Origin of the sequence: Nocardioides sp., assembly GCF_030149505.1 — a bacterium.
Lineage (GTDB): Bacteria > Actinomycetota > Actinomycetes > Propionibacteriales > Nocardioidaceae > Nocardioides.
The window spans coordinates 118,849-141,021 of sequence record NZ_JASBRN010000012.1; the positions used below are offsets into that span (position 1 = coordinate 118,849).

General features: G+C 73.1%; 20 protein-coding genes. 10 read left to right on the forward strand and 10 right to left on the reverse strand.

Annotated elements, in window-relative coordinates:
• Nucleotides 1-405: 405 nt before the first annotated feature.
• Nucleotides 406-1,851 (reverse strand): chromosomal replication initiator protein DnaA, encoded by a 1,446-nt coding sequence (gene dnaA / locus Q1V71_RS02230; protein ID WP_300640256.1) that lies wholly within the window; start codon nt 1,849-1,851, stop codon nt 406-408.
• A gap of 720 nt (nt 1,852-2,571) precedes the next feature.
• On the opposite strand from dnaA, the gene rpmH reads away from it, so the two are divergent.
• The 8 genes from rpmH to Q1V71_RS02270 all read left to right on the forward strand — a co-directional run bounded on the left by rpmH (nt 2,572) and on the right by Q1V71_RS02270 (nt 7,852).
• The gene (gene rpmH, locus Q1V71_RS02235; RefSeq protein ID WP_300640151.1) at nt 2,572-2,709 is read left to right on the forward strand and encodes a 50S ribosomal protein L34; all 138 of its coding nucleotides are present in this window, start codon (nt 2,572-2,574) and stop codon (nt 2,707-2,709) included.
• A 25-nt stretch (nt 2,710-2,734) separates the two neighbouring features.
• Nucleotides 2,735-3,070 (forward strand): ribonuclease P protein component, encoded by a 336-nt coding sequence (rnpA, locus tag Q1V71_RS02240; protein ID WP_300640154.1) that lies wholly within the window; start codon nt 2,735-2,737, stop codon nt 3,068-3,070.
• Nucleotides 3,067-3,372, forward strand: a complete 306-nt coding sequence (gene yidD / locus Q1V71_RS02245) for a membrane protein insertion efficiency factor YidD (protein ID WP_300640157.1) — start codon at nt 3,067-3,069, stop codon at nt 3,370-3,372. Before rnpA ends, yidD begins: the two co-directional genes overlap by 4 nt.
• Before the next feature lie 3 nt (nt 3,373-3,375).
• Nucleotides 3,376-4,401, forward strand: a complete 1,026-nt coding sequence (yidC, locus tag Q1V71_RS02250) for a membrane protein insertase YidC (protein WP_300640160.1) — start codon at nt 3,376-3,378, stop codon at nt 4,399-4,401.
• Nucleotides 4,402-4,427: 26 nt separating this feature from the next.
• Nucleotides 4,428-4,931, forward strand: a complete 504-nt coding sequence (locus Q1V71_RS02255) for a R3H domain-containing nucleic acid-binding protein (RefSeq protein ID WP_300640259.1) — start codon at nt 4,428-4,430, stop codon at nt 4,929-4,931.
• A gap of 64 nt (nt 4,932-4,995) precedes the next feature.
• Nucleotides 4,996-5,694 carry a 16S rRNA (guanine(527)-N(7))-methyltransferase RsmG gene (gene rsmG, locus Q1V71_RS02260; RefSeq protein WP_300640163.1) on the forward strand — a complete coding sequence of 233 codons (699 nt, stop codon included), beginning with the start codon at nt 4,996-4,998 and terminating at the stop codon, nt 5,692-5,694.
• A gap of 176 nt (nt 5,695-5,870) precedes the next feature.
• Nucleotides 5,871-6,809 carry a ParA family protein gene (locus Q1V71_RS02265; protein ID WP_300640166.1) on the forward strand — a complete coding sequence of 313 codons (939 nt, stop codon included), beginning with the start codon at nt 5,871-5,873 and terminating at the stop codon, nt 6,807-6,809.
• The gene (locus Q1V71_RS02270) at nt 6,806-7,852 is read left to right on the forward strand and encodes a ParB/RepB/Spo0J family partition protein (protein WP_300640170.1); all 1,047 of its coding nucleotides are present in this window, start codon (nt 6,806-6,808) and stop codon (nt 7,850-7,852) included. The genes Q1V71_RS02265 and Q1V71_RS02270 overlap by 4 nt, the downstream gene beginning before the upstream one ends.
• A 166-nt stretch (nt 7,853-8,018) precedes the next feature.
• On the opposite strand, the gene Q1V71_RS02275 is transcribed toward Q1V71_RS02270, so the two are convergent.
• Together Q1V71_RS02275 and Q1V71_RS02280 are read right to left on the reverse strand one after the other, a co-directional pair.
• A complete protein-coding gene (locus Q1V71_RS02275; RefSeq protein WP_300640173.1) occupies nt 8,019-8,786 on the reverse strand; it encodes a 1-acyl-sn-glycerol-3-phosphate acyltransferase in 768 nt (255 codons plus the stop codon).
• A gap of 76 nt (nt 8,787-8,862) precedes the next feature.
• Nucleotides 8,863-10,188, reverse strand: coding sequence for a PLP-dependent aminotransferase family protein (locus Q1V71_RS02280; RefSeq protein WP_300640176.1), 1,326 nt, complete (start codon nt 10,186-10,188; stop codon nt 8,863-8,865).
• 121 nt (nt 10,189-10,309) lie between these two features.
• Here Q1V71_RS02280 and Q1V71_RS02285 point away from each other — a divergent pair, with 121 nt between their 5' ends.
• Nucleotides 10,310-11,020 carry a GNAT family N-acetyltransferase gene (locus Q1V71_RS02285; protein WP_300640179.1) on the forward strand — a complete coding sequence of 237 codons (711 nt, stop codon included), beginning with the start codon at nt 10,310-10,312 and terminating at the stop codon, nt 11,018-11,020.
• Here the strand turns inward: Q1V71_RS02285 and trxA are convergent.
• From trxA to Q1V71_RS02320, 7 genes are all read right to left on the reverse strand, one after another.
• The gene (gene trxA, locus Q1V71_RS02290; protein ID WP_300640182.1) at nt 11,008-11,334 is read right to left on the reverse strand and encodes a thioredoxin; all 327 of its coding nucleotides are present in this window, start codon (nt 11,332-11,334) and stop codon (nt 11,008-11,010) included. The genes Q1V71_RS02285 and trxA overlap by 13 nt on opposite strands.
• 82 nt (nt 11,335-11,416) lie before the next feature.
• Entirely contained in the window at nt 11,417-12,406 is a 990-nt protein-coding gene (trxB, locus tag Q1V71_RS02295; RefSeq protein WP_300640185.1) for a thioredoxin-disulfide reductase, read from the reverse strand.
• A 208-nt stretch (nt 12,407-12,614) separates the two neighbouring features.
• The gene (locus tag Q1V71_RS02300; RefSeq protein ID WP_300640188.1) at nt 12,615-13,460 is read right to left on the reverse strand and encodes a hypothetical protein; all 846 of its coding nucleotides are present in this window, start codon (nt 13,458-13,460) and stop codon (nt 12,615-12,617) included.
• 144 nt (nt 13,461-13,604) lie between these two features.
• On the reverse strand, nt 13,605-14,378 hold the full coding sequence (gene sigM, locus Q1V71_RS02305; protein ID WP_300640191.1) for an RNA polymerase sigma factor SigM: 774 nt from the start codon (nt 14,376-14,378) through the stop codon (nt 13,605-13,607).
• Entirely contained in the window at nt 14,375-16,294 is a 1,920-nt protein-coding gene (locus Q1V71_RS02310) for a protein kinase family protein (protein ID WP_300640194.1), read from the reverse strand. The genes sigM and Q1V71_RS02310 overlap by 4 nt, the downstream gene beginning before the upstream one ends.
• 141 nt (nt 16,295-16,435) lie before the next feature.
• Complete coding sequence (gene murJ / locus Q1V71_RS02315) at nt 16,436-18,103, reverse strand: murein biosynthesis integral membrane protein MurJ (RefSeq protein WP_300640197.1); 1,668 nt, start codon at nt 18,101-18,103, stop codon at nt 16,436-16,438.
• Between the two features lie 10 nt (nt 18,104-18,113).
• On the reverse strand, nt 18,114-20,516 hold the full coding sequence (locus Q1V71_RS02320) for a DUF6049 family protein (protein ID WP_300640200.1): 2,403 nt from the start codon (nt 20,514-20,516) through the stop codon (nt 18,114-18,116).
• A 229-nt stretch (nt 20,517-20,745) separates the two neighbouring features.
• On the opposite strand from Q1V71_RS02320, the gene Q1V71_RS02325 reads away from it, so the two are divergent.
• Nucleotides 20,746-22,164, forward strand: coding sequence for a CCA tRNA nucleotidyltransferase (locus tag Q1V71_RS02325; protein WP_300640262.1), 1,419 nt, complete (start codon nt 20,746-20,748; stop codon nt 22,162-22,164).
• The last annotated feature ends 9 nt before the right edge of the window (nt 22,165-22,173 follow it).

A 22,173-nucleotide genomic window follows, 5' to 3' on the forward strand; every position in this document is an offset into this window, starting at 1 on the left:
GGCCGGGCAGGGGGAGCCGGGCGTGGGGCACGGCAGGGGACCCGGGGTGACGGGGAGTCGCATCCTGCCACGCGCCCCCACCGGAGGGGAGCGCTGGTGGGTTTTCCCCAGGGAGGGGCCCGGGAGGAGTTCCACGGGGAATCGGGATGGTCAAGGGTCCAGAGGAGTCATAGGAGCTGTGGACTCTGTGGACGATCGGCGTTCGTGCAGGTCGTGCGGAGGAAAGCGAGTGCACAGGGGGTGGGGAGGAGTGGTGTGGTTCCGGGCCCCGGCCTGTGCAGTGGGGAAGGGGTCGTGGACGGGACGCGATCCGGTCCACAGATCCTCCCCGTGTAATTCGGGGTGGATCCGCTCGTCGTCCACAGGCACGGACGACACGTTCCGGGCCAGGACGAGTCGACCCGTTCAGGCCTGGCGTGCCTGCATCTTCACGCGGTTCGTCAGCTCGGAGACCTGGTTGAAGACGGCCCGGCGCTCGGCGAGCAGCTGGTTGATCTTGCGGTCGGCGTACATCACCGTCGTGTGGTCGCGGTTGCCGAACTGCGCGCCGATCTTGGGCAGCGAGAGGTCGGTGAGCTCGCGGCACAGGTACATCGCGATCTGGCGTGCCATCACGAGGTGCCGACCGCGGCTGGGGCCCGTCAGCTCGTCGATGGTCAGCCCGAAGTAGGCCGCCGTCTGGGCGATGATCAGCCCGGCGGTGATCTCGGGCTCGCCCCCCTCGGGGATCAGGTCCTTGAGCACGATCTCGGCCAGGGTCATGTCGACCTCCTGGCGGTTGAGGTTGGCGAAGGCGGTGACGCGGATCAGCGCCCCCTCGAGCTCGCGGATGTTGGTCTGGATCTTGGAGGCGATGAACTCCAGGACGTCCGGGGGCGCGGTCAGCCGGTCCATCGCGGCCTTCTTGCGCAGGATGGCGATGCGGGTCTCGAGGTCGGGCGGCTGGACGTCGGTGATCAGTCCCCACTCGAACCGGTTGCGCAGCCGGTCCTCCAGGGCCTCGAGGCGCTTGGGCGCCCGGTCGGAGGTCAGCACGATCTGCTTGTTGGCGTTGTGGAGGGTGTTGAAGGTGTGGAAGAACTCCTCCTGCGTCTGGGTCTTCCCCTCCAGGAACTGGATGTCGTCGATCAGCAGCACGTCGACGTCGCGGTAGCGGCGCTTGAAGCGGTCCTGGCGGTCGTCGCGGATCGCGTTGATGAACTCGTTGGTGAACTCCTCGCTCGAGACGTAGCGCACCTTGGCGCCGTTGTAGAGCGAACGGACGTAGTGACCGATGGCGTGGAGCAGGTGGGTCTTGCCCAGCCCGGAGTCGCCGTAGACGAGCAGGGGGTTGTAGGCCTTGCCCGGTGCCTCGGCGACCGCGACGGCGGCCGCGTGGGGGAAGCGGTTGGACGAGCCGATGACGAAGGTCTCGAAGGTGTACTTGGGGTTGAGCCGGGTCTCCAGGGCGTTCGGGCGTACGCCGTTGTCGACCGGTGCGGGGGGCTCGGGCGGGCTCGGGGTCATCTCGCGCCGGGGTGCGGGGGGCACGGGGCCGAGGTCGGGTGCCGGGGCAGCGGCGAGCGATGGCGCCTCCTCGTCACTGCCGATCGCCGAGTCGACAGGGCTATAAGTCGACATATCGCTTTCAGCAGCGGCGTCCTCGAGTGCCGGGTTCACCGTCACGGCGATCCGGATCTCCTGGCCGAAGCGCACCGACAACGCGTCCTCGAGCTGCGCGCGCAGCCGCCCTTCCAGCTGGTGGCGGGTGAAGTCGTTGGGGACGGCGATGATCGCGGTGTGCCCGTGCAGGGTGATCGGCTCGCTGGCTCGCAGCCACGCGCGTTGGTTGGGCTGGAGGTCCGCGACCACGCCGTGCCAGGCGGAGGCGAGGTCCGAGAGGTTGTCGTCCACGGTGGGGGTGCTCCGCCCTGCCCCGGTCGGAGGGGTCCCTCACGGGTCCGGGGAGCTGCTCGTCTGGTGGGTTGTCGGTCGGTCTCGCGCCACGGCCGCGGCCGGTGTCTCCACCGCGTGCGCTGCTGTGCCGCGCTCATGTTCCACAAGTTGATCCACAGGCTGTGAACCCGGGTCGGGGGATACGGCCCGTCGTGGCTCCGGTGCCCGTGCCGGATCGGTCTCCATCGCTGTCGTCGCAGGTCAGAGCCGGTGGATCGACCTGGGCGGGCCCGTCGGCACTGACGGAGCGGTGGTGCCCGAACGTGGCGCGGACGCGGGGCCGCGAGAGGGGGAACCTAACCCGGCGCCCGGGGGCGCGCAACCAGTTCTCCACAGGCTGCGGGTCGGCAGGAGCGGCCTGTGCCCGGTGGCGTCGCCGAGGGTTTGACCCTCCGTCGCGCGCCCGCGTACCGTTGGCCGGTCATCCGAGGAGATCTGTGTGTCGACGGGTGCCGCATGTCCATGACCGTCCAGGCAGCCGCCGGGGCGACGTGGGTGAGCGGTGCCGGCCGAAGGTCGCGTACCGGTGGTGCCTGCGGGCGCCCCGGTCGGCACAGCCGATCACAGGGTGGGAGGTCCGGCGCCGCCGGGCCCGACGCAGACGTCCAGCAGAACCCTCCGCGAGAGAGAGCAGTCGTGAGCAAGCGCACGTACCAGCCCAACAACCGCCGCCGTCACAAGGTGCACGGTTTCCGTCTCCGCATGCGCACCCGCGCGGGGCGCGCGATCCTCAACCAGCGGCGCCGCAAGGGCCGCAAGTCGATCGCGGTCTGAGCCGACCGACGCCTCGCACCGCCACGTGCTCCCCGCTGAGCACCGGCTCGACGACGCCGGACTGTTCCGGCTCGCGACCCGCAGGGGGACGCGTCGCTCCTCGCCCACGCTGGTGACCCACCTGCTGCAGCGCGAGGGCGACGCTCCCCCGCTCGTCGGGTTCGTCGTCAGCAGGGCGGTGGGCAACGCCGTCGTCCGCAACCGTGTGAAGCGCCGTCTTCGCCACCTGGCCCGGGAGCACGTGTCCTCGCTCCCGGGCTCTTGCGTGCTCGTGGTGCGGGCACTGCCGTCCTCCGCGCAGGCATCCAGCGCCGCGCTGGCGGCGGACCTGTCCGGCTGCCTCACGAGGATGGCGGCGTGAAGGACCCCCTGCGGTTGCTGCTCATCGGCTTCCTGCGCGTCTACCGGAGGGTGGTCAGCCCGCTCTACGGCCAGGTCTGCCGCTACCACCCCAGCTGCTCGGCATACGCCCTGGAGGCGGTCACCGTGCACGGCAGCCTGCGAGGCAGCTGGCTGGCGGTGCGGCGGCTCGGCCGGTGCCACCCCTGGTCCGACGGCGGCTACGACCCGGTGCCCCCTCGCCACCCGGAGGGCACCATGGACGTCGACACCCCGCCCCACCCCACCCCATCCCCGCACGTCCGCCCCACACAAGGAGTCTGATCCGTGGGAACCATCGGTGACATCTTCGGCTTCCTGGCCGCACCGCTCTACTACGCCATCTCCGGCGTCATGCTCCTCTGGCACGAGCTCTTCACCCTGCTCGGCCTGGACGAGAACGGGGGCCTCGGGTGGGCCCTGTCGATCATCGGGCTGACGCTGGTCATCCGCGCGGCGCTGATCCCGCTCTTCGTGCGTCAGATCAAGGCCAGCCGCAACATGCAGCTGATCCAGCCGAAGGTCCGCGAGCTGCAGAAGAAGTACGGCCACGACCGGGAGCGTCTCGCGCAGGAGACGATGAAGCTCTACAAGGACTCGGGCACCAACCCGTTCGCGTCCTGCCTGCCGATCCTGCTGCAGATGCCGATCTTCTTCACGCTGTTCAGCCTGCTGAACAACGCCTCGAAGGAGGTGGGCCGGGGGTTCCTGACCGATGAGCGAGCCCGCAACTTCGGGGAGTCCGAGCTCTTCGGTCGGATCCCCATCGCGGACAGCTTCTGGGGCTCCGGCATCTGGCGCGAGGGAGGCGGTGACGCCGCCGTCATGGTGCTCGCGCTGTTCCTCGTGCTCGCCATGACCGCCACCACGTTCTTCACGCAGCGCCAGCTGATGAGCAAGAACATGCCGGCCGACGCGCTGTCCGGCCCGTACGCGCAGCAGCAGAAGCTGCTGCTCTACGTCCTCCCGGTCGCCTTTGGGCTCGGTGGCGTGGCCTTCCCGATCGGCGTCCTCCTCTACTGGACGACCTCGAACCTGTGGACGATGGGCCAGCAGTTCTACGTGATCCGCAACAACCCCGCTCCGGGCACCCCGGCCGCCAAGGCCAAGGAGGAGCGCGACCGGGCCAAGGCCCTCAAGCGTGGTGAGGTCGTGGCCGAGGTCGAGCCCGAGGTCGTGGAGGAGCGCCGTCCGGTCCGCCGTGAGCAGCCCCAGCGGCAGCCGCGGGCCGCCCGGAAGAAGGCCGCCCCCGCGAAGGGGGCTCCTGCCCGGAACCAGACCCAGAAGAACCAGAAGAAGGGAGGCGGCTCGTGAGCGAGTCGACCCAGACCTCCGACGCCGTGCAGTCCGCGGACGTCGAGCAGGACCAGCCCGTGGTGAGCAACCGCGTCCAGGCGCTCGAGAACGAGGGCGAGATCGCGGCCGACTACCTCGAGGAGCTGCTCGACATCGCCGACCTCGACGGTGACCTCGACATGGACGTCGAGGGGGACCGTGCTGCGGTGTCCATCGTGGGTGCGGACCTCTCCCAGCTCGTGGGACGCGACGGTGAGGTGCTGGAGGCACTCCAGGAGCTGACCCGGCTGGCCGTGTACCGCGAGACCGGTGAGCGGTCCCGGTTGATGCTCGACATCTCCGGCTTCCGCGCCGAGCGGCGTGCCGAGCTGGAGAAGGTGGCCGCTGACGCGGTGGCTCAGGTGCGGGAGCGCGGCGAGCGGGTCTCGCTGGAGCCGATGTCGCCGTTCGAGCGCAAGGTCGTCCACGACGCGGTGGCCCAGGCCGGCCTCGTGTCGGAGTCCGAGGGCGTGGAGCCCCGGCGGTTCGTGGTGATCCTCCCTGAGTGACGCGCTGCCCGACCCGGGCGCTGTTTCACGTGAAACACCCCCCACGCCCGAGGTGGCGCGGGGGGTGTTCCCGCCTGAGCGGCTCCCGCTCGTCGAGCGGTACGTCGGCTGGCTGGCCGGCGCCGGGACCGAGCGGGGCCTCATCGGCCCGCGGGAGGTGCCGCGGCTGTGGGACCGGCATGTCCTGAACTCTGCCGTGCTCGGCGAGTGGATCCCTCCAGGTGCCCGGGTCGCCGACATCGGGAGCGGGGCCGGTCTGCCCGGTCTCGTGCTGGCGCTGGTGCGCCCCGACCTGGAGGTGACCCTGGTCGAGCCGCTGCTGCGCCGCGCGACCTTCCTGCAGGAGGTGGTCTCCGACCTCGACGTCCCGGTGCGGGTCGTGCGGGCCAGGGCGGAGGAGCTGCACGGAGTCGAGTCCTTCGACGTCGTGACCTCACGGGCCGTCGCTCCTCTCGACCGACTGGCCGGTTGGTGCATGCCCTTGGTTGCTGCTGGCGGTGCGATGGTGGCGCTCAAGGGGTCGAGCGCCTCCGACGAGGTGGAGCAGCACCGCGACGAGCTCCGACGGCACGGGACCGGTGATCCCGAGGTGCGAGCCCTGGGGGCGGACGTCCTGGAGTCCCCCACCTGGGCGGTCCGGGTTTCCTGGGTCGGCGAGCCGCAGGTATCTTGGCGCATCGCCCGGGACGCTCGTCCTCGTGGTCAGCGAGCACAGCGTCGTCCCGGCCCCGGCGGACGTCGACGCGGGAAGGGCACCCGGTGACCGGAGAGGGTCCTGTGCCGAGCGGGGACACGGATCCTCGTGCCGAGTTTTCCACCGGTCGTCCCACGCTCGACCAGCCGAGTTCTCCACAGATCGAGGAAAGTTCTCCACAGGTGTCTGTTTCACGTGAAACATCCGGCGAAGCCGGCAACAGCGGCGGAGGCGGGCCGTTCGCGGTGCGCACGGCGGCAGAGCTCGCCGAGATGGAGCCGGTCGAGAGCGACGACCTCACGCCCCTGGCTCGCGCGACGGAGTTCTCCTTGTCGCTGCGCAGCAGTGCTGCCCGGCGCTCCCCCTCTCCCCGGCCCGTGGCCACCCGCGTCTTCGTGGTCGCCAACCAGAAGGGCGGGGTCGGCAAGACCACCTCGACGGTCAACGTCGCGGCAGGACTCGCGTCCCTCGGGCAGCGCGTGCTCGTGATCGACCTGGACCCGCAGGGCAACGCCTCCACGGCGCTCAACATCGAGCACCGGCGCGGCGTCCCCTCGACGTACGACGCGCTGGTCGACGGCGTGCCCCTCACCGACGTCGTGGCGCCGTGCCCGGACGTCGACGGGCTCTGGGTGGTCCCGGCGACCATCGACCTGGCCGGCGCCGAGATCGAGCTGGTCTCGGTGGTCGCCCGCGAGGGCCGGCTCCGCAAGGCGATCCAGGGGCACCCGTGGGTCGGGACCGCCGAGGCCGTGGGCGAGGACCGCTTCGACTACGTCCTCATCGACTGCCCGCCGTCGCTGGGCCTGCTGACGCTCAACGCGCTCGTGGCCGGCGAGGAGATGCTCATCCCGATCCAGGCCGAGTACTACGCGCTCGAGGGCCTGGGCCAGCTGCTCGAGACCGTCGACATGGTCCGGGCGCACCTCAACCCGTCCCTGGCGGTCTCCACCATCCTGCTGACGATGTACGACGCGCGCACCCGGCTCGCTGCCGGTGTCGCCGAGGAGGTGCGCGACCACTTCGGGGACCAGGTGCTCCGCACCGCCATCCCCCGCTCGGTGCGGGTGTCCGAGGCGCCGTCGTACGCCCAGACAGTGATGACCTACGACCCGGGGTCCCCGGGAGCGCTGTCCTACCTCGAGGCAGCGCGGGAGATCGCCGAGCGAGGAGCCCCCCAGTGAACGCACGTCCGGCTCCGCGCCGCGGTCTGGGCCGCGGTCTCGGCTCGCTGATCCCCACCGCTCCGCCCGAGGCGACCGCCGCGACCTCGGCTCCCGGCTCCGCTGCGGATGGGAACGCGGGTGCGGGGGACCCGGGTGCTCCGGGCGCTGGGGCGGTACCCGCCGACCGGACCGGCTCCGACGCTCCGTCGGGCGACGCCGCCGACGCGGTCGACCTGGCTCCCGTGGACGGCGCCTACTTCGCCGAGGTCCCGATCGGCCAGATCGTCCCCAATGCCGTCCAGCCGCGCCACGTCTTCGACGAGGAGGCGATGGCCGAGCTGGTGCACTCCATCCGTGAGGTCGGGCTGCTCCAGCCGATCGTGGTGCGTCGTACCGGCCCGGAGTCCTACGAGCTGGTCATGGGCGAGCGCCGGTGGCGGGCCTCCCAGCAGGCTGGCCTCGAGGCCGTCCCGGCCATCGTGCGCCAGACCGAGGACGACGACATGCTCCGGGACGCGCTCCTGGAGAACCTCCACCGCTCCCAGCTCAACCCGCTGGAGGAGGCGTCGGCCTACGCCCAGCTCCTGGAGGACTTCGGCTGCACCCACGAGGAGCTCGCCACCCGCATCGGCCGCTCCCGCCCGCAGATCTCCAACACCCTGCGGCTGCTCAAGCTGAGCCCTGCCGTCCAGCGGCGCGTGGCCGCAGGCGTGCTCTCGGCCGGGCACGCGCGATCGCTGCTCGCCGTGGACGACCCCGCGCTGCAGGACCGCCTTGCCTCGCGCGTGGTCGCCGAGGGCATCAGCGTGCGCGGCCTGGAGGAGATCGTGGCGGTGGGCGACCACGGCGACGAGGGCGCCGGCCGCGTCGTACGCCGGAAGCCGACCGCCCCCGGACTGGCCGAGATCGCCGACCGACTCTCGGATCGTCTGGAGACCCGGGTCAAGGTGGACCTGGGCCGCAGCAAGGGCAAGGTGCAGATCGAGTTCGCGTCGCTGGAGGACCTGGGACGCATCATCGACATCATCGACCCGCGCACCCGGTCGGATCGGCCGATCTAACGTTTCATCGATCTGGCGATAGATTGCTTTGTCGACTTATTGATAGGTCGCCAGTGGAAGGCTTGGCTGGTACCAGCTGAACCTTTCGGCGTACGGGCGAAGGTTCAGCCGTGGACCGGAAGGTCCAGCTGGTGCCAGCTGAACCTTCGACTCGTGCGGGCCGCCCTCAGGAGTCGGCGGCCTTGGCGCGCCGGGCCTCGGCGCGGCGGCGCTGCTCCTCGGCGTCGAGCCGGGCCGCCTCCTCCGGCGTGGGCGCCGAGCCACCGAAGCGGGCCGGCAGCCACCAGGACCCCGGGGGCTGCTCGGCGGCGGGGTACGCCGCGATCGTCTCCTCCAGCATCGTGCTCATCCGCGCGCGCAGCTCAGCGGTCTCTGCCACCGGGTCCGCACCGGAGAGGCGCAGGGGCTCCCCAACCCGGATCGCAATGGTCTTCCCGCGGGAGAAGTCCCTGTCGTGGTCCTTGGTGAAGATGCGCTGGGTGCCCCAGAGGATCACCGGCACCAGCGGCACGTCGGCCTCGGCCGCGATCCGCACCGCGCCGGTCTTGATGTCCTTGATCTCGAACGACCGCGAGATCGTGGCCTCGGGGAAGATCCCGACCGCCTCGCCCCGCTTCAGGTAGTCCACGGCCGTGCGAAAGGAGGCCAGCCCCTCGCCACGGTCGACCTCGATGTGGTGCATCGAGCGCATGACCGGACCGCCCACCGCGTTCTGGAAGATCTCCCGCTTCGCCATGAACCGCACCTTGCGCCCCGACGGGTTCGCCGCCAGTCCGCCGTAGATGAAGTCGAGGTACCCCACGTGGTTGACCGCGAGGAGCACGCCGCCCTTGCGCGGCACATGCTCGGTCCCGGTGAGGTCGAAGCGCTGACCCAGCAGCCGGAAACCGGTCTTGGCGGCGAGGATGATCGGGGGGTACGTCAGGTCCAGCACGCGCCGATCCTGCCACGCGAGGCCGGTGCGCCGGCCGGCCGCCAGCGGGCGAGAAGCGTCGGGCAGGGTCGGTGGGTCAATTGACGTCGGTGCCGGGGGCGTCGTACCCCGCGGGCAGGCCGCGCTCGTTGCCCTCGTGCTCCAGCGAGGCGCCGAAGGTCGCCCGGAGCTCGATCTCGTCCTCGAGCACACCCGCCAGGCGGCGTACGCCCTCACGGATGCGCTCGGGGGTGGGGTAGCAGAAGGACAGCCGCATGGCGCCGGAGCCGTAGCCGTCGGCGAAGAAGGCGGTGCCCGGCACGTAGGCGACGCGGGCGGTCACGGCACGCGGCAGCATCGCCTTCGCGTCGATGCCGGGCGGGAGGGTCAGCCAGACGTAGAAGCCGCCGTCCGGGACGTTCCAGCGACAGCCAGCCGGCATGAGGTCGTCGAGGGCGGAGACCATCGCGTCGCGGCGCTCGCGGTACATCTCCCGGAACTGCTTGATCTGGCCCTGCCAGTCGTGCGCGGAGAGGTACGCCGAGATCGCCATCTGCGAGAACTGCGGCGGGCAGAGCGTCGCGGACTCCTGGGCCAGCACGAGCTTCTCGCGCACGGGGTGCGGTGCGAGCGCCCAGCCGACCCGGAAGCCCGGGGCGAAGGTCTTGGAGAACGACCCGAGGTAGATGACGTTGTCGGCGTCGTCCGCACGCATCGCGCGCAGGGGCTCCTGGTCGAACCCGAGCAGGCCGTAGGGGTTGTCCTCGAGGACCAGCACGCCCTCGCGGCGGCAGATCTCCAGGACGCGCGCGCGTCGCTCCAACGACATCGTCACGCCGGCGGGGTTGTGGAAGTTCGGGATCGTGTAGAGGAACTTGATCCGGCGCCCGGCGCGCTTCGTGGCCGCGATCGCCTGCTCGAGCGCCTCCGGCACCAGCCCGTGGGCGTCCATCTCGGCGTGCACGACCTCGGCCTGGTAGGCCCGGAAGACGCCCAGCGCACCGACGTACGACGGCGCCTCGCAGATCACGACGTCGCCCGGGTCGCAGAAGATCCGCGTCACCAGGTCCACGGCCTGCTGGGAGCCGACGGTCACGACCACGTCGTCGGGGTGCGCCTCGATCCCCTCCAGCCGCATCACCTCGGCGATCTGCTCGCGCAGCTCCGGCACGCCCTGGCCCGAGCCGTACTGCATCGCCACCGGCCCGTGCTGCAGGACCAGGTCGTTGATCGCGTGCCCGACCACGTCGAGCGGCAGCCCGGTGATGTTGGGCATCCCGCCCGCCAACGACACGACCTCCGGCCGGGAGGCGACCGCGAACAGGGCCCGGATCTCCGAGGCCGTCATGCCGGCCGTGCGCGCGGCGTACCGGTCGACGAAGGAGTCGAGACGGGCGTGCGAGCGCGCGGGGGTGCTGTCCATGATCCCTCTAGCATGAACGATGAGGCACCCGCACGCACGCGCTGGCCGGGTGCTGGGCGGGTCGAGGGGTGTGGCGGTCCTCACCCCGCCCCGGGTGGAGCAGAGGCTGCGGAGGTGCACCGTGGGACGTCGGGTCGTGCCGCTCACGCTGGACCTGCTCGACCGCCTGCCGCCGCACGACGCCCCGTGCCGGTCGTGCCTGTGCTGGGCCGTGGACGCCGTACGCCGGGAGCGGATCGGCCCCGACCTGGGGTCCCGCGTCGAGGCCAAGGACGCCTGGGTGTCCGAGCTGCTGCGGGAGTGGGGCTCGTGCGGGCGGGCGATCGTGCTGGAGGCCGAGCCGGTCGGGCTGGTGCTCTACGCCCCGCCTGCGTTCCTGCCCGGGGCAGCGGCCGTGCCGACCGCACCGGCCTCGCCCGACGCGGTGCTGGTCGCCGACATCTGGGTGCGGCCGGACCTGCGCGGCCACGGCCTGGGTCGGTTGCTGGTCCAGGCGACGGCCCGGGACCTGCTGTCGCGCGGCGGGGTCCGGGCGATGGAGGCCTTCGGCCGGCGTGGCCCGGGTGCGCCCGCATGCACCGCCCCGGTCGACTTCTGGCTGCGCACCGGGTTCCGCACCCACCGGGCCCACCCCGTGGTGCCCCGGGTGCGGATGGACCTGCGGAGCACCGTCACGTGGATGGACGAGGTCGAGGCCGCCCTGGAGCGGCTCGTCGGGGTGGTCCGGCCGGCCGGCGTACCCGTCCCACGATGGAGCCCGGACGCACCGGTCCCCGCCGTCCAGCGGACGACGGGGACCGGTGAGGCAGGCGCGTCAGGTCAGGCCGTGTAGTCGGCCAGCTCGTTGAGCAGGGTCGCCTTGGGGCGGGCGCCGACGATGGACTTCACGACCTCGCCGCCCTGGTAGACGTTGATCGTCGGGATGCCGGTGACGCGGTAGGAGCTCGGCGTCACGGGGTTCTCGTCGACGTTCATCTTCAGGAACGTGATCTTGTCGCCGTGCGCAGCGGCGATCTCCTCCAGGATCGGGGCGACCTGGCGGCACGGGCCGCACCACTCGGCCCAGAAGTCCACGAGGACCGGCTTGTCGGACTTGAGCACCTGCGCCTCGAACTCGGCGTCGGTGACGGCGGCGATGTTGCCCACGACTGGGCTCCCTTCGTCAGTACTGCTGGGTGGGTCGTGCGGGGAGAACACCACGCTCGGCGGCGGTGTTCCCAGGGACTGCTCAGGCGTTGATCTCGGCCTGGGCGCGCTCGGCGGCCTCCGTGGTGCTGGAGGTGACGTGCTCCAGCTCGCCGAGGTAGCGCTCGGCGTCGAGGGCGGCGGCGCAGCCGGTGCCGGCCGCGGTGATGGCCTGGCGGTAGTGGTGGTCCACCAGGTCGCCGCAGGCGAAGACGCCCGGCAGGTTGGTCATCGTCGAGGGGTGCTCGACGAGCACGTAGCCGTTGTCGTCGAGGTCGACCTGCCCGGTCAACAGCTCCGAGCGCGGGTCGTGGCCGATCGCGATGAACAGGCCCGTCGCCGGGAGGTCGGAGCGCTCGCCGGTGACGGTGTCCTCGAGCACGACCTTCTCCAGGCGGTCCTCGCCGACGATCTCGGCGACCTTGGAGTTCCAGATGATCTCCAGCTTGGGGTCGGCGAAGGCGCGCTCCTGCATGATCTTGGAGGCGCGCAGCTCGTCGCGGCGCACGATGAGGGACACCTTGGACCCGAAGCGGGTCAGGAAGGTCGCCTCCTCGACCGCGGAGTCGCCGCCGCCGACCACGGCGATGTGCTGCTCGCGGAAGAAGAAGCCGTCGCAGGTGGCGCACCACGAGACGCCCCGGCCCGACAGCGCGTCCTCGTTGGGCAGGTCGAGCTTGCGGTAGCCCGAACCCGTCGCGAGGATGACCGAGCGGGCGCGGAACTCACCGGTGGCGGTGCGCACGACCTTCACGTCGCCGGTCAGCTCGACCTCGATGACGTCGTCGGCGACCAGCTCGGCGCCGAAGCGCTCGGCCTGGGCACGCATCTCGTCCATCAGGGCCGGGCCCATGATGCCGTCGCGGAAGCCGGGGAAGTTCTCGACCTCCGTGGTGTTCATCAGCGCACCTCCCGCGGTCACCGACCCCTCGAAGACCAGCGGGTGGAGGCTGGCGCGGGCGGCGTAGACGGCAGCGGTGTACCCGGAGGGGCCGGAGCCGATAATGATCACGTTGCGGATGTCGTCGGACATGCGTGTCCTTCCCCGCCTCGGCGGCGGACGATGACGGTGGGTCGGTGCGCGGCGCCGGACGGCCCGCACAGAGGTGGAACCGATCGTAGGCGAGCGGCATTCCAGCGCCCGGGGACGCCCGCGGGCGCACCGCGGTCGGAGGTGCGGGAGTGCCGGGTCGGGGTGGCGGATCTGACGGTTCGGCGGTTCCGACGTGACGGCTCGGCGGTCAGGGCACGGGGAGGGTGACCGAGCGCAGGACCTCGCCGGTGCCGCACTGCAGCAGCGCCGCCACCTGGGTGGCGCCCTCGACCGGTCGCAGGACCAGGACGGCCGGCGAGCCGTCGTACAGGACGGCGACGGGGGTGCCGGGGCCGACCTCGGGCGGGGTGCAGCCCTGCCACGCGCGCTGCACGCGAGGAGCGGCGTCGCGCAGGAGCTCGGACCCCTGCGTGCGGGCGGCGGTGCGCCCCGCTCCGTCGAGGCGTCGCTGCAACCGCTCGGCGACGTCGGCGAAGCTGGCCTCCTGGACCTCCACGAGGCGCCCGCCCAGGGCCAGGAGGTCGTCCCCGACGGCCGACATCGAGCCGGCCACCGACCCGCCGTCGGTCGCCGCCTCGGGGGAGGCGTCCAGGGAGTACACCTCGGCTGGCTCCTCCGACTCCAGCGCGGCCAGGTCCTCGTCGCTGGCTCGGCCCTCGCTCGGGTCGGCGAGCTCGCCGTCGGCGGCCACCTCCGAGGTCGCCGCCGCGTCCCCTCCGCTCTCGGTGCGGTCGACGACCGCGTCCACGCCCACTCCCGCCACGACCACCGCGGCGGCGGCGACGAGCAGGGTCAGGCCGCGGCGCGGTCGGCGCGCCGGCGCGGCCGGGCTGGGGGCGCCGGCAGCGCGCGCTGCCGCGGCGTAGCCGTCCAGGTCGTCGTGCAGGTCGTGCGGGGGCGCCTCGCCGTCGAGCCGGGCGAGGACGTCGTCGAGCCGCGCGGCGACGTCCTCGGGGACCGGCTCGTCGTGGCGCGCACGGCCCAGCAGCCGTCGTAGGCGCGCCTCGTCGGCCGGGCTCAGCTCCTCGCTCACGGCGGGTGCTCCTCTGGTCAGGGTGCGGGGGATGGGTGGTGCTGGTGCTGTGGTGGTGCGCCGCCTGCGGCGGGTGGTGCTGCCCCGCAGCGGACCCCGACGGCGTACGTCGGTCGGGGGCGGTCCGGTCGGGTGCTGGTCCGGTCAGGGCACGGGTGGTGCTCGGGCGTCCGTGGGTCCGACGTGCGGGCCTGCGACTGGGTTCCCGGTCGCGGGGTGGTCCACCTCACCCGGCTCGGCGTCGAGGAGCAGCGGGGCCAGCACGACCGCGAGCCGGGCGCGCGCGCGGGAGCAGCGGGACTTCACGGTGCCGACCGGGCAGTCGAGGATCCGCGCTGCCTCGGCGACGGGGTACCCCTCCATGTCGACCAGCACCACGGCGGCGCGCTGCTCGGCCGGGAGCGCTGCGAGCGCTGCGAGCACGGCTCGTCGCTCCTCGGCCCGGACCGAGGCGACGTCGGGCTGCTCCGGCAGCTGGCCCGGGGCTCGGCCGGCGACCGCGTGGTCGTCGACGTCGTCGGGGAGCGGGTGGGTGCGACGGACCTTGGCCGCGCGGAGCCGGTCGAGGCAGGCGTTGACCACGACGCGGTGGAGCCACGTGGTGACGGCCGAGTCACCGCGGAAAGACCCGGCCCGACGGTACGCCGAGACCATGGCGTCCTGGAGGCCGTCGGCGGCGTCCTCGGGGTTGCCGGTGGTGCGCAGTGCCACCGCCCAGAGCCGGTCACGGTGCCGCCCGAAGAGCTCCCCGAAGGCGCCCGGCTCCCCGGCGACGTGGGCGGCCAGCAGCTCCCGGTCCTCGCGGGTGGACCAGTCGGTGGGGCCGGGACCGCCGGTGCCGTCCGCCGGGCCGGGGTCGGAGGTCCGACCCACGGCCCCGGGCAGCGAGGGGCCCTCCGGCTGGACCGGGGCGCTCATCCGCGCACCACGATCTCGGCGACCTCGGCCCGCCAGCCGTCGGGGACCTCGGGCAGGTCGGTGAACCAGACGGTGAGGTAGCGGCCCGGGGTGGGCTCGTCGAGCTCGACGGTCTCCTCCGGACCGCCGGACACCTCCGCGACGGGCTCGAGCCCACCGGCGACGGGGTCGCCCCCGGGGGCCTGCTCGGTGAGGAAGAGCGAGACCTCGGTCGGCGCGCCGACCAGCTGGAGGTCCACGGCGCGGACCTCCTGGCTGTTCCCGAGGTCGAGCACCAGGCCGACACCTGTCTTGAGCCCCGCCGGACCGAAGTCCTGGAGGTAGGTCGCGGTGCGCCAGATCGTGGCGGGGTCCCCGTCGACGACCAGCGGCAGGCTGTCGGGGTTCTCCTCGCCGTCCTCGCCCTGGGGGTCGAGGTCGTTCACACCGGCGACGTCGAGAGGTCGGGCCGGAGCGGCGGAGGTGCGGTCGGAGGGGGAGGCCGAGCCCTGGTCCTCCGGGACGGTGCCGAGAGGGGTGCGACCGCGGCCGAGGTTGAAGGCCACGACGACCGCCACCAGGACGACCATCGCGGCGAGCAGCACGGCGGCGAGCCGGAAGGTGTTGCGCCCGGGCACCTCGTCGTCGACCACGGGGCCGGTGCCGGTGGGCCAGCCGGTGTCCACCAGGCCGTGCGAGCCGGTCGGGTAGCCGGTGTGGCCCGGGTGGCCCGGGTGCCCTGTGTGATGCCCGGCGTCGGTGTCCCACGGCCAGTACGACGCCGAGCCGGTGCTCGGGGCGGGGACCCGGCTGCGGCGTACCGGGGCGCCCTCGGGCGGGTCCGGGGCGAAGAGCGGACGGGCCGGGGGCTCCTCGAACGGTGGGGGCGGGCTCGCCGGGCGGGCGCCGGGCGCGGCGAGGAACCCCGGCAGCTCGGCCTGGGTGACCTCGCCGGTCGCGTCGCCGGTCGAGCCGTCGTCGGTCCTCCCGTCGGGCGCCCCGTCGTTCCCCTCGTCGGGCACCTCCTCGGGCCCCTCGTCGGGCGCCGTGGTCGCGCCGGCCGGGGACGCGGGTCCGGCGCTGTCCGCGTGGGGGTCGCGCACGGCGAACTCCGGAACCTGAGGCAGCACGACGGTCTCGTGGCCGCGGCTGACCAGCCGGGAGACCATCGACTCCTGGATGCCGACCGGGTCGCCGACGAACTCCTCCAGCGCTTGGCGCACCTGGGAGGCCGGGACGCTGCGACCGGGACGCGGGTGGAGCACCTCGTCGCACAGGGTGTCCAGCTCGCGGGGGATGCCGGCGCGCACCTGCCGGGGCCGCAGCACCCGGTCGTGGTCCGTGGGGGCCGGCGGCACCGCCGAGCCCGAGCGACCGGCCCAGCGACCGGTGAGCGCCGCGTACAGCAGGCCGGCGAGATCGACCACGTCGCCCTCGGCGCTGCCCTCGGAGCACCCGTGCAGGGCAGCGTCCACCGACCAGCCGATGACCCGGACGGCCCCGGAGGTGTCGACGAGGAGGTTCTCGGGGTTGAGCCGACCGTGGGGGACGCCCGCGGCGTGGGCGACGCAGCACGCTGCGGCGACCTCGCCCACCAGCCAGGCGGCCCGTCGAGGCGCGAGCGGCCCGCCGGTGGCGAGCATGATGTCGAGCGACGTGCCCGAGCCCCACTCGTTGACGACGTAGCAGAGACCGGCGCTGCGCTCGGCGTCGAGCACCCGCAGGATGTGCGCGTCGAGCACCGTCGCCGAGCGGCGGGCTGCGGCCAGCAGCCCCTCGGCCCGCGGGTCGTCGGCACTGATGACGTGCAGCGCCACGTGCCGCTCCAGCACCCGGTCGTGGGCTCGCCAGAACCGGCCGTCCCCGCTCTCGCTCAGCAGGTCGACCAGGCGGTACCGGTCCGCGAGGACGTCTCCGGGCCGGATCGAGGCGGGCACGCGGCTCCCTGGGGCGGCTGGTTCGGGTGGGTCAGGTCGGTCAGGTGGCTCGGGGGCCATCGTAGGGCGGTCGCGTCCGCCGCGTGGCGGGACGGGTCGGCCGGTCCCCGGTCACCGGAGCGGACGGGGCGGACGGGGCGCTCACGAGCGTCGGGTGACCAGCGACAGGACGGCGGTGACCTCACGCACCCGGAACGCCCGGGCCAGCGCGAGGAAGGCGAGCACGTCCACCCCGCCCACGACCGCGACCACCAGGGCCGACCACGCCCGCCCGGGCAGCGGGGGCTCCTCGCCGGCCACGGCGTCCAGGCCCAGGTGGACCGCCCAGGCCAGCGCCGTCGAGAGGGCCACCACCAGGACGATCCGCACCGCGAACCGCAGCAGCCGGGCGCCGTCGAGGCCGCCGAGCCGGCGCGACAGCACGCGGTAGGACAGCACCGCGCCCACGAGGTACGCCGCGCCGTACGCCACCACGAGGCCCGGCGAGGTCCACGCCGGGCCGGTGGTCGTCACCACCGCGACCGCGACCGCGACGTTGGTGGCCGCGACCGCGCACTGGTTGAGGAAGACCGTGCGGGTCTGCTCCAGGGCGTAGAACCCGCGCAGCACGAGGTAGTGGACCGTGAAGAAGAGGATCGCGGGACCGAAGAGCGCCAGCGTCGGGACGTAGTTGTCGACCGTGGCGGCCGCGGCGCCGTAGCCCAGCAGCAGCCGGGCGAGCTCCGGGGCGAGCAGCGGCAGCAGGGCGGCGAACGGAACCATCACCACCAGCGCGGTGCGCATGGTCGAGGACAGCGTCGCGCCGAGCCGGGCCAGGTCGCCGTCGGCCGCGGCGCGGGAGAGCCGGGGCAGGATCGCGGTCGCCAGCGAGACGGTGATGACCGAGTGCGGCACCATCACGATGAGGAACGCCGAGGAGTAGACGGTGTAGCCGGTGCCGTCGGCCTCCCCGGCCCCGGTGCCGGTCGAGGCCAGCCGCACGACCACCGTGTAGGCCAGCTGGTTGACCACGACGAAGAGCACCGTCCAGGTGCCGAGCCGCAGCGTGTGACCGAGCCCGGTGTCGCGGAAGTCGAAGCGGGGGCGGTAGCGGAAGCCGGCAGCGCGCAGGTAGGGGAGCAGCACGAGCAGCTGCACGGCGATGCCGAGCGTGGAGCCGATGCCGAGCAGCAGCTCCTGGCCGGTGGTGAAGCCGCCGCGCTGCTCGGCCTCCGTGGCCGCCCCGAACACCACGAGGTAGACCACGAGGGTCGCCACCGAGATGACGTTGTTGGCGATCGGCGCCCACATCATCGGCCCGAAGCGCTGGCGGCTGTTGAGGATCTGCCCGACCAGCACGAACATCCCGTAGAAGAGGACCTGCGGCAGGCACAGCCGGGCGAAGGCCAAGGTGGAGTCCAGCGCGTCCGGCGGCCAGGTGTCGGAGGTGTAGAGGTCGACGACCCACGGTGCGGCGGCGACGAGCACCAGGGTCACGGCCGCCAGGAAGAGTGCGGCGAGGGTGACGACCCGGTTGGTGTAGGCCTCGCCGCCGTCGGGGTCGTGCGACATCGCCCGCACCAGCTGCGGCACGAGCACGGCGTTGAAGACGCCGCCGGCCAGCAGGATGTAGAGCATGTTCGGGATCGTGTTGGCGATCGTGAACACGTCGGCGTGCACCAGGTTGCCCAGGGCCGCGGCCAGCAGGATCGAGCGGATGAAGCCCGAGAGCCGGGAGAAGGTCGTGCCCGCGGCCATCACCGCGGAGCTGGAGAGGATCGAGCGCTGCTCCTCGCCCGGGTCCTCCGCCGGATGCGCCTGACCGCTCATCGTCGTGGCCTCACGGGCCCGCCGTGCGGCGGGCCTCGCGCACCCGCCGGACCAGGCGCAGGCCGATCATCCCGAAGAGCAGCACCGCGCCGCTGCCCATGATCAGCCAGATCACGTTGCTGACCTGCGCCGAGCGGATCGGCAGCTCGGCGCGCGCGCCGAGCGGCTCGCCCGAAGGCGAGGTGACCAGCAGCGAGACGTTGTGGACGGCCTGTCGGGTGGTGCTCGCCTCGAGCAGCACCGACGCCCGGCCACCGGCGCCGACCTCGATCTCGTCGGGCACGGTGAGCGACATCGGCAGGTCGGACTGCGCGTCGAGGCTCACCGTCACCGGCTGGTCGAGGTCGTTGACGATGGTGATGGGAAGCCGGCCGCTGAGGCTCGAGAGGGTCACCCCGGGCGGGGTGGTCACGCCGACCTGCTCCAGCAGCCCGCGGACCCGCGCGGTCGTTGCCTCGGCCGACGCGCGGGCGGTCCTGCGCACGGGGCGGGTGGTGTACGACGCCGCGGCGAACGCTTCGCCGGCCAGCACGTCGCCGACCTGGTCGTTGAGGGTGAGCACCTCCTCCAGCACCTCGCCGGCGGCGATCTGGTCCTCGACGGCCCGGACCATCGCGGGGCTGAGCTCGGCGACCTCCTGGGAGCCGGGGTAGTTCAGGGTCGCGGGGTCGACCTCGGTCGGCTGCACGCCCGCGACCGCGTCGGAGACGGTGTCGAGGTCGACCCAGGTGGTGTCCAGGGGCGGCAGCAGCGCCTCGGGGTCGTCGGGCGACCAGCCGGGGGGCAGCACCACGACCAGCGGCTCGGGCTCGTCCTGCAACAACCGCACGGCCGCCTCGCTCAGGATGCGCTGGCGCACCGAGACGGTGCTCAGGCGCCGACCCGGACCCGGTCCGCCCTGGGCGGCGCCGGAGGAGGCGACCACGACCGTGCGCCCGTCGACGGAGGCCAGCGCCGGGGCGGTCCCGTCGGGACCGATGCCGACCTCGAGGTCGGTGAGGAGCAGCGTCTCGTCGGAGGAGGCCATCGCGACCGCGTCGGGGTCGAGGTAGCCCAGCGGTGAGGAGATGCCCGGCTCGGTGGCGACCTCCGCCTCGGGGAGCCCGGGCAGGGTGGCGCCACCCAGCTGGCGGGCTCGGGCGTACAGCTCGGGGGCGCGCTCGGCGGCGCCGGAGACGTCGAGGTCGCCGAAGGGCAGGGCCAGCACCTGCTGGGTGCCGCTCTGCGCTGCCGTGAGGTCGTCCAGCCAGTCGGTGGCGACCCGGGCGGCGGCCCGGGCCTCGGGGTCGAGGTCCTCGGGGTCCACCGGCTCGGGCACCAGGCTCGTCGAGGGGCTGGGCGACGCCGCATCGTCCGAGCCGTCCGAGCCGTCCGGGCTCCCGGAGCCGTCACGGCTCCCGGTGGTGCCCCCGGACGGATCGGTGCCCTCGCTGGCGCTCGCGGTCCCGGTCGGCTCGGGCGGCTCCTCCTCGCCGGTCGTCGGGTCGACGGTGGGCGCGATCGAGCGGGGCGGGTTGCCGGCGGCCAGCTGGGCCGCGGCCGTGGTGAGGGCGGGATCGACCAGCCAGGTCAGCGGCGACCCGCCGGCGGCCGCTGCGGAGTCCACGAGCCGCCCGAGGGTGCCGCCCGGTCCGAGATCCTCGATCCACTCCTGGGTCTCGGCGAGGCTGCCGTCGGCGCGGTGCAGCACCCGGCGGCGGATCGGCACGACGACCGCGACGGGCACCGGCTCGACCACGGTCGCGCCGTCGGGGCGCCGGCCCTGCGCGGGCGGCTGGTCGACCAGCGGCAGGAACGTGCGGGCGCGGCCGTCGGCGGTCGAGTCGCGACCCGCGGTGTCCTGGCCGAGCACGTGCACGGCGAACCAGTACACCCCGCGCTCGGTCACGCCGAGGCGCGAGCGGGCCACGGTGAAGGAGTACGACGCGGTGGCGCCGGGCTCGAGGCGGTCGACGACGGCGTACGGACCCGGGTCGGTGACGCGCTCGCCGACGAAGCCGAGCGGGTCGCTGCGTCGGGCCGCGCGGAGCTCGGCGGCCGTGGTCATGGGAGCGTCGCCGATGACGGGGTAGAGGTTGAGCGTCGTCCAGGTCTCGTCGTCGACGTTGGTGACCGTCCCACTGACCTCGATCGTGCCGACGCCCGGGATCTCGCCGGGGGTCAGCTCCTCGATGGTCACGTGGAGGGGCTCCAGCGGCTCGCGGTCGACCTTTCGCCGGGCGGTGGCCAGGACGTTCGCGGGCGCCGCTGGCGCCGGGCCAGCGGCCGCTGCGAGCAGCCCACGGTCGGACGCGCGACCGCTGCTCGACGAGGTCGCGCCGACGGCTCCGGGCAGCGTCGAGAGCGCCAGGACGCCGGCTCCCACGAGGGTCGCGAGCCCGCGCAGGGCAGGCGTCGACGACCGGGGGACCACCCGCCGAGGATAGTTGCTGCTACCACCCGCCCCTGCGCACCGGGCCGGGGCCGTGTCCCTGGTCACGCCTGCTGCCCGAGGCCCGCCCCGTCCGCCTCCAGCCGTGACCCGACCCGTGGCCCGTACGGTGGCCCGGACCTTCCGGGGCGGTCGCCGGCATTCGTCGGGACCCCGGACCGACGCCCTAGACTGCTCGCCCGTGTCCCCCGCAGATCCGGCTCCCCTCAGCATCGTCGAGGTGCAGCGCTCGGTGGCCGAGGAGCTCGACCGGCTGGGCCCCGTGATCGACGAGCTCGGGCGCCGCTTCGCCGACGCCGGCCACGAGCTGGCCCTGGTCGGCGGCCCGGTCCGCGACGCGATGCTCGGGCGCCACCACCACGACCTGGACTTCACCACCTCCGCGCGCCCCGAGCAGACCGAGCGGCTGCTCCACGGCTGGGCCGACGCGCTGTGGGACGTCGGGCGCGACTTCGGCACCATCGGCTGCCGCCTCGGGGACTGGCAGGTCGAGATCACCACCTACCGCGCCGAGGCCTACGACCCGACGTCGCGCAAGCCCGAGGTGTCCTACGGCGACGACCTGGTCGGCGACCTGGGCCGGCGCGACTTCACCGTCAACGCCATGGCCGTGCGGCTGCCCTCCCGCGAGATCGAGGACCCGTACGGCGGTGTCGTCGACCTGGCCCACCGGGTGATCCGCACGCCCGGCACCCCCGAGGACTCCTTCTCCGACGACCCGCTGCGGATGATGCGCGCGGCCCGGTTCGCCGCGCAGCTCGGCTTCGAGGTGGATCCCGGCGTGGTTGCGGCGATGACCGCCATGGCCGAGCGGATCGACATCATCTCCGCCGAGCGGGTGCGCGACGAGCTGGTCAAGCTGGTGTGTGCACCGTGGCCGCGCCGCGGGCTGGCGCTGCTCGTCGAGACCGGCCTCGCGCAGCGGGTGCTGCCCGAGCTGCCGGCGCTGGCCCTGGAGCGCGACGAGCACCACCGGCACAAGGACGTCTACGAGCACACCCTCACCGTGCTCGAGCAGGCGATCGACCTGGAGGACCGGCTCGGTGGCGGACCCGACTTCGTGTCCCGCTTCGCCGCGCTCATGCACGACGTCGGCAAGCCGCGCACCCGGCGCTTCCTCGACGACGGCACCGTGACCTTCCACCACCACGACGTGGTGGGCGCCAAGCTGACCCGCAAGCGGATGAAGGCGCTGCGCTTCTCCAACGACGAGATCGACGCCGTGTCCTCCTTGGTCGAGCTGCACCTGCGCTTCCACGGCTACGGCAGCGGGGAGTGGACCGACTCGGCGGTACGACGCTACGTCCGCGACGCGGGGGACCAGCTCGAACGGCTGCACGTCCTCACCCGGGCCGACTGCACCACGCGCAACAAGCGCAAGGCCGACCGCCTGCGGCGTACCTACGACGACCTCGAGGCCCGGATCGCCGTCCTCGCCGAGCAGGAGGAGCTGGCCGCCATGCGGCCCGACCTCGACGGCAACCAGATCATGGAGGTCCTCGGGCTCGGCCCCGGTCGCGAGGTCGGCGAGGCGTACCGCCACCTGCTCGAGCTGCGGATGGACCACGGGCCGCTGGGCGAGGAGCGCGCCACGGAGGAGCTGCGCTCCTGGTGGGCCGCCCGGGGCTGAGCCTCGCTC

Excerpts from the sequence above, each read along its gene's own strand:
- murJ (WP_300640197.1), bottom strand. The coding sequence starts at position 18,103 with ATGAGCGGTCAGGCGCATCCGGCGGAGGACCCGGGCGAGGAGCAGCGC.
- sigM (WP_300640191.1), bottom strand. The coding sequence starts at position 14,378 with ATGAGCGCCCCGGTCCAGCCGGAGGGCCCCTCGCTGCCCGGGGCCGTG.
- trxB (WP_300640185.1), bottom strand. The coding sequence starts at position 12,406 with ATGTCCGACGACATCCGCAACGTGATCATTATCGGCTCCGGCCCCTCC.
- Q1V71_RS02280 (WP_300640176.1), bottom strand. The coding sequence starts at position 10,188 with ATGGACAGCACCCCCGCGCGCTCGCACGCCCGTCTCGACTCCTTCGTC.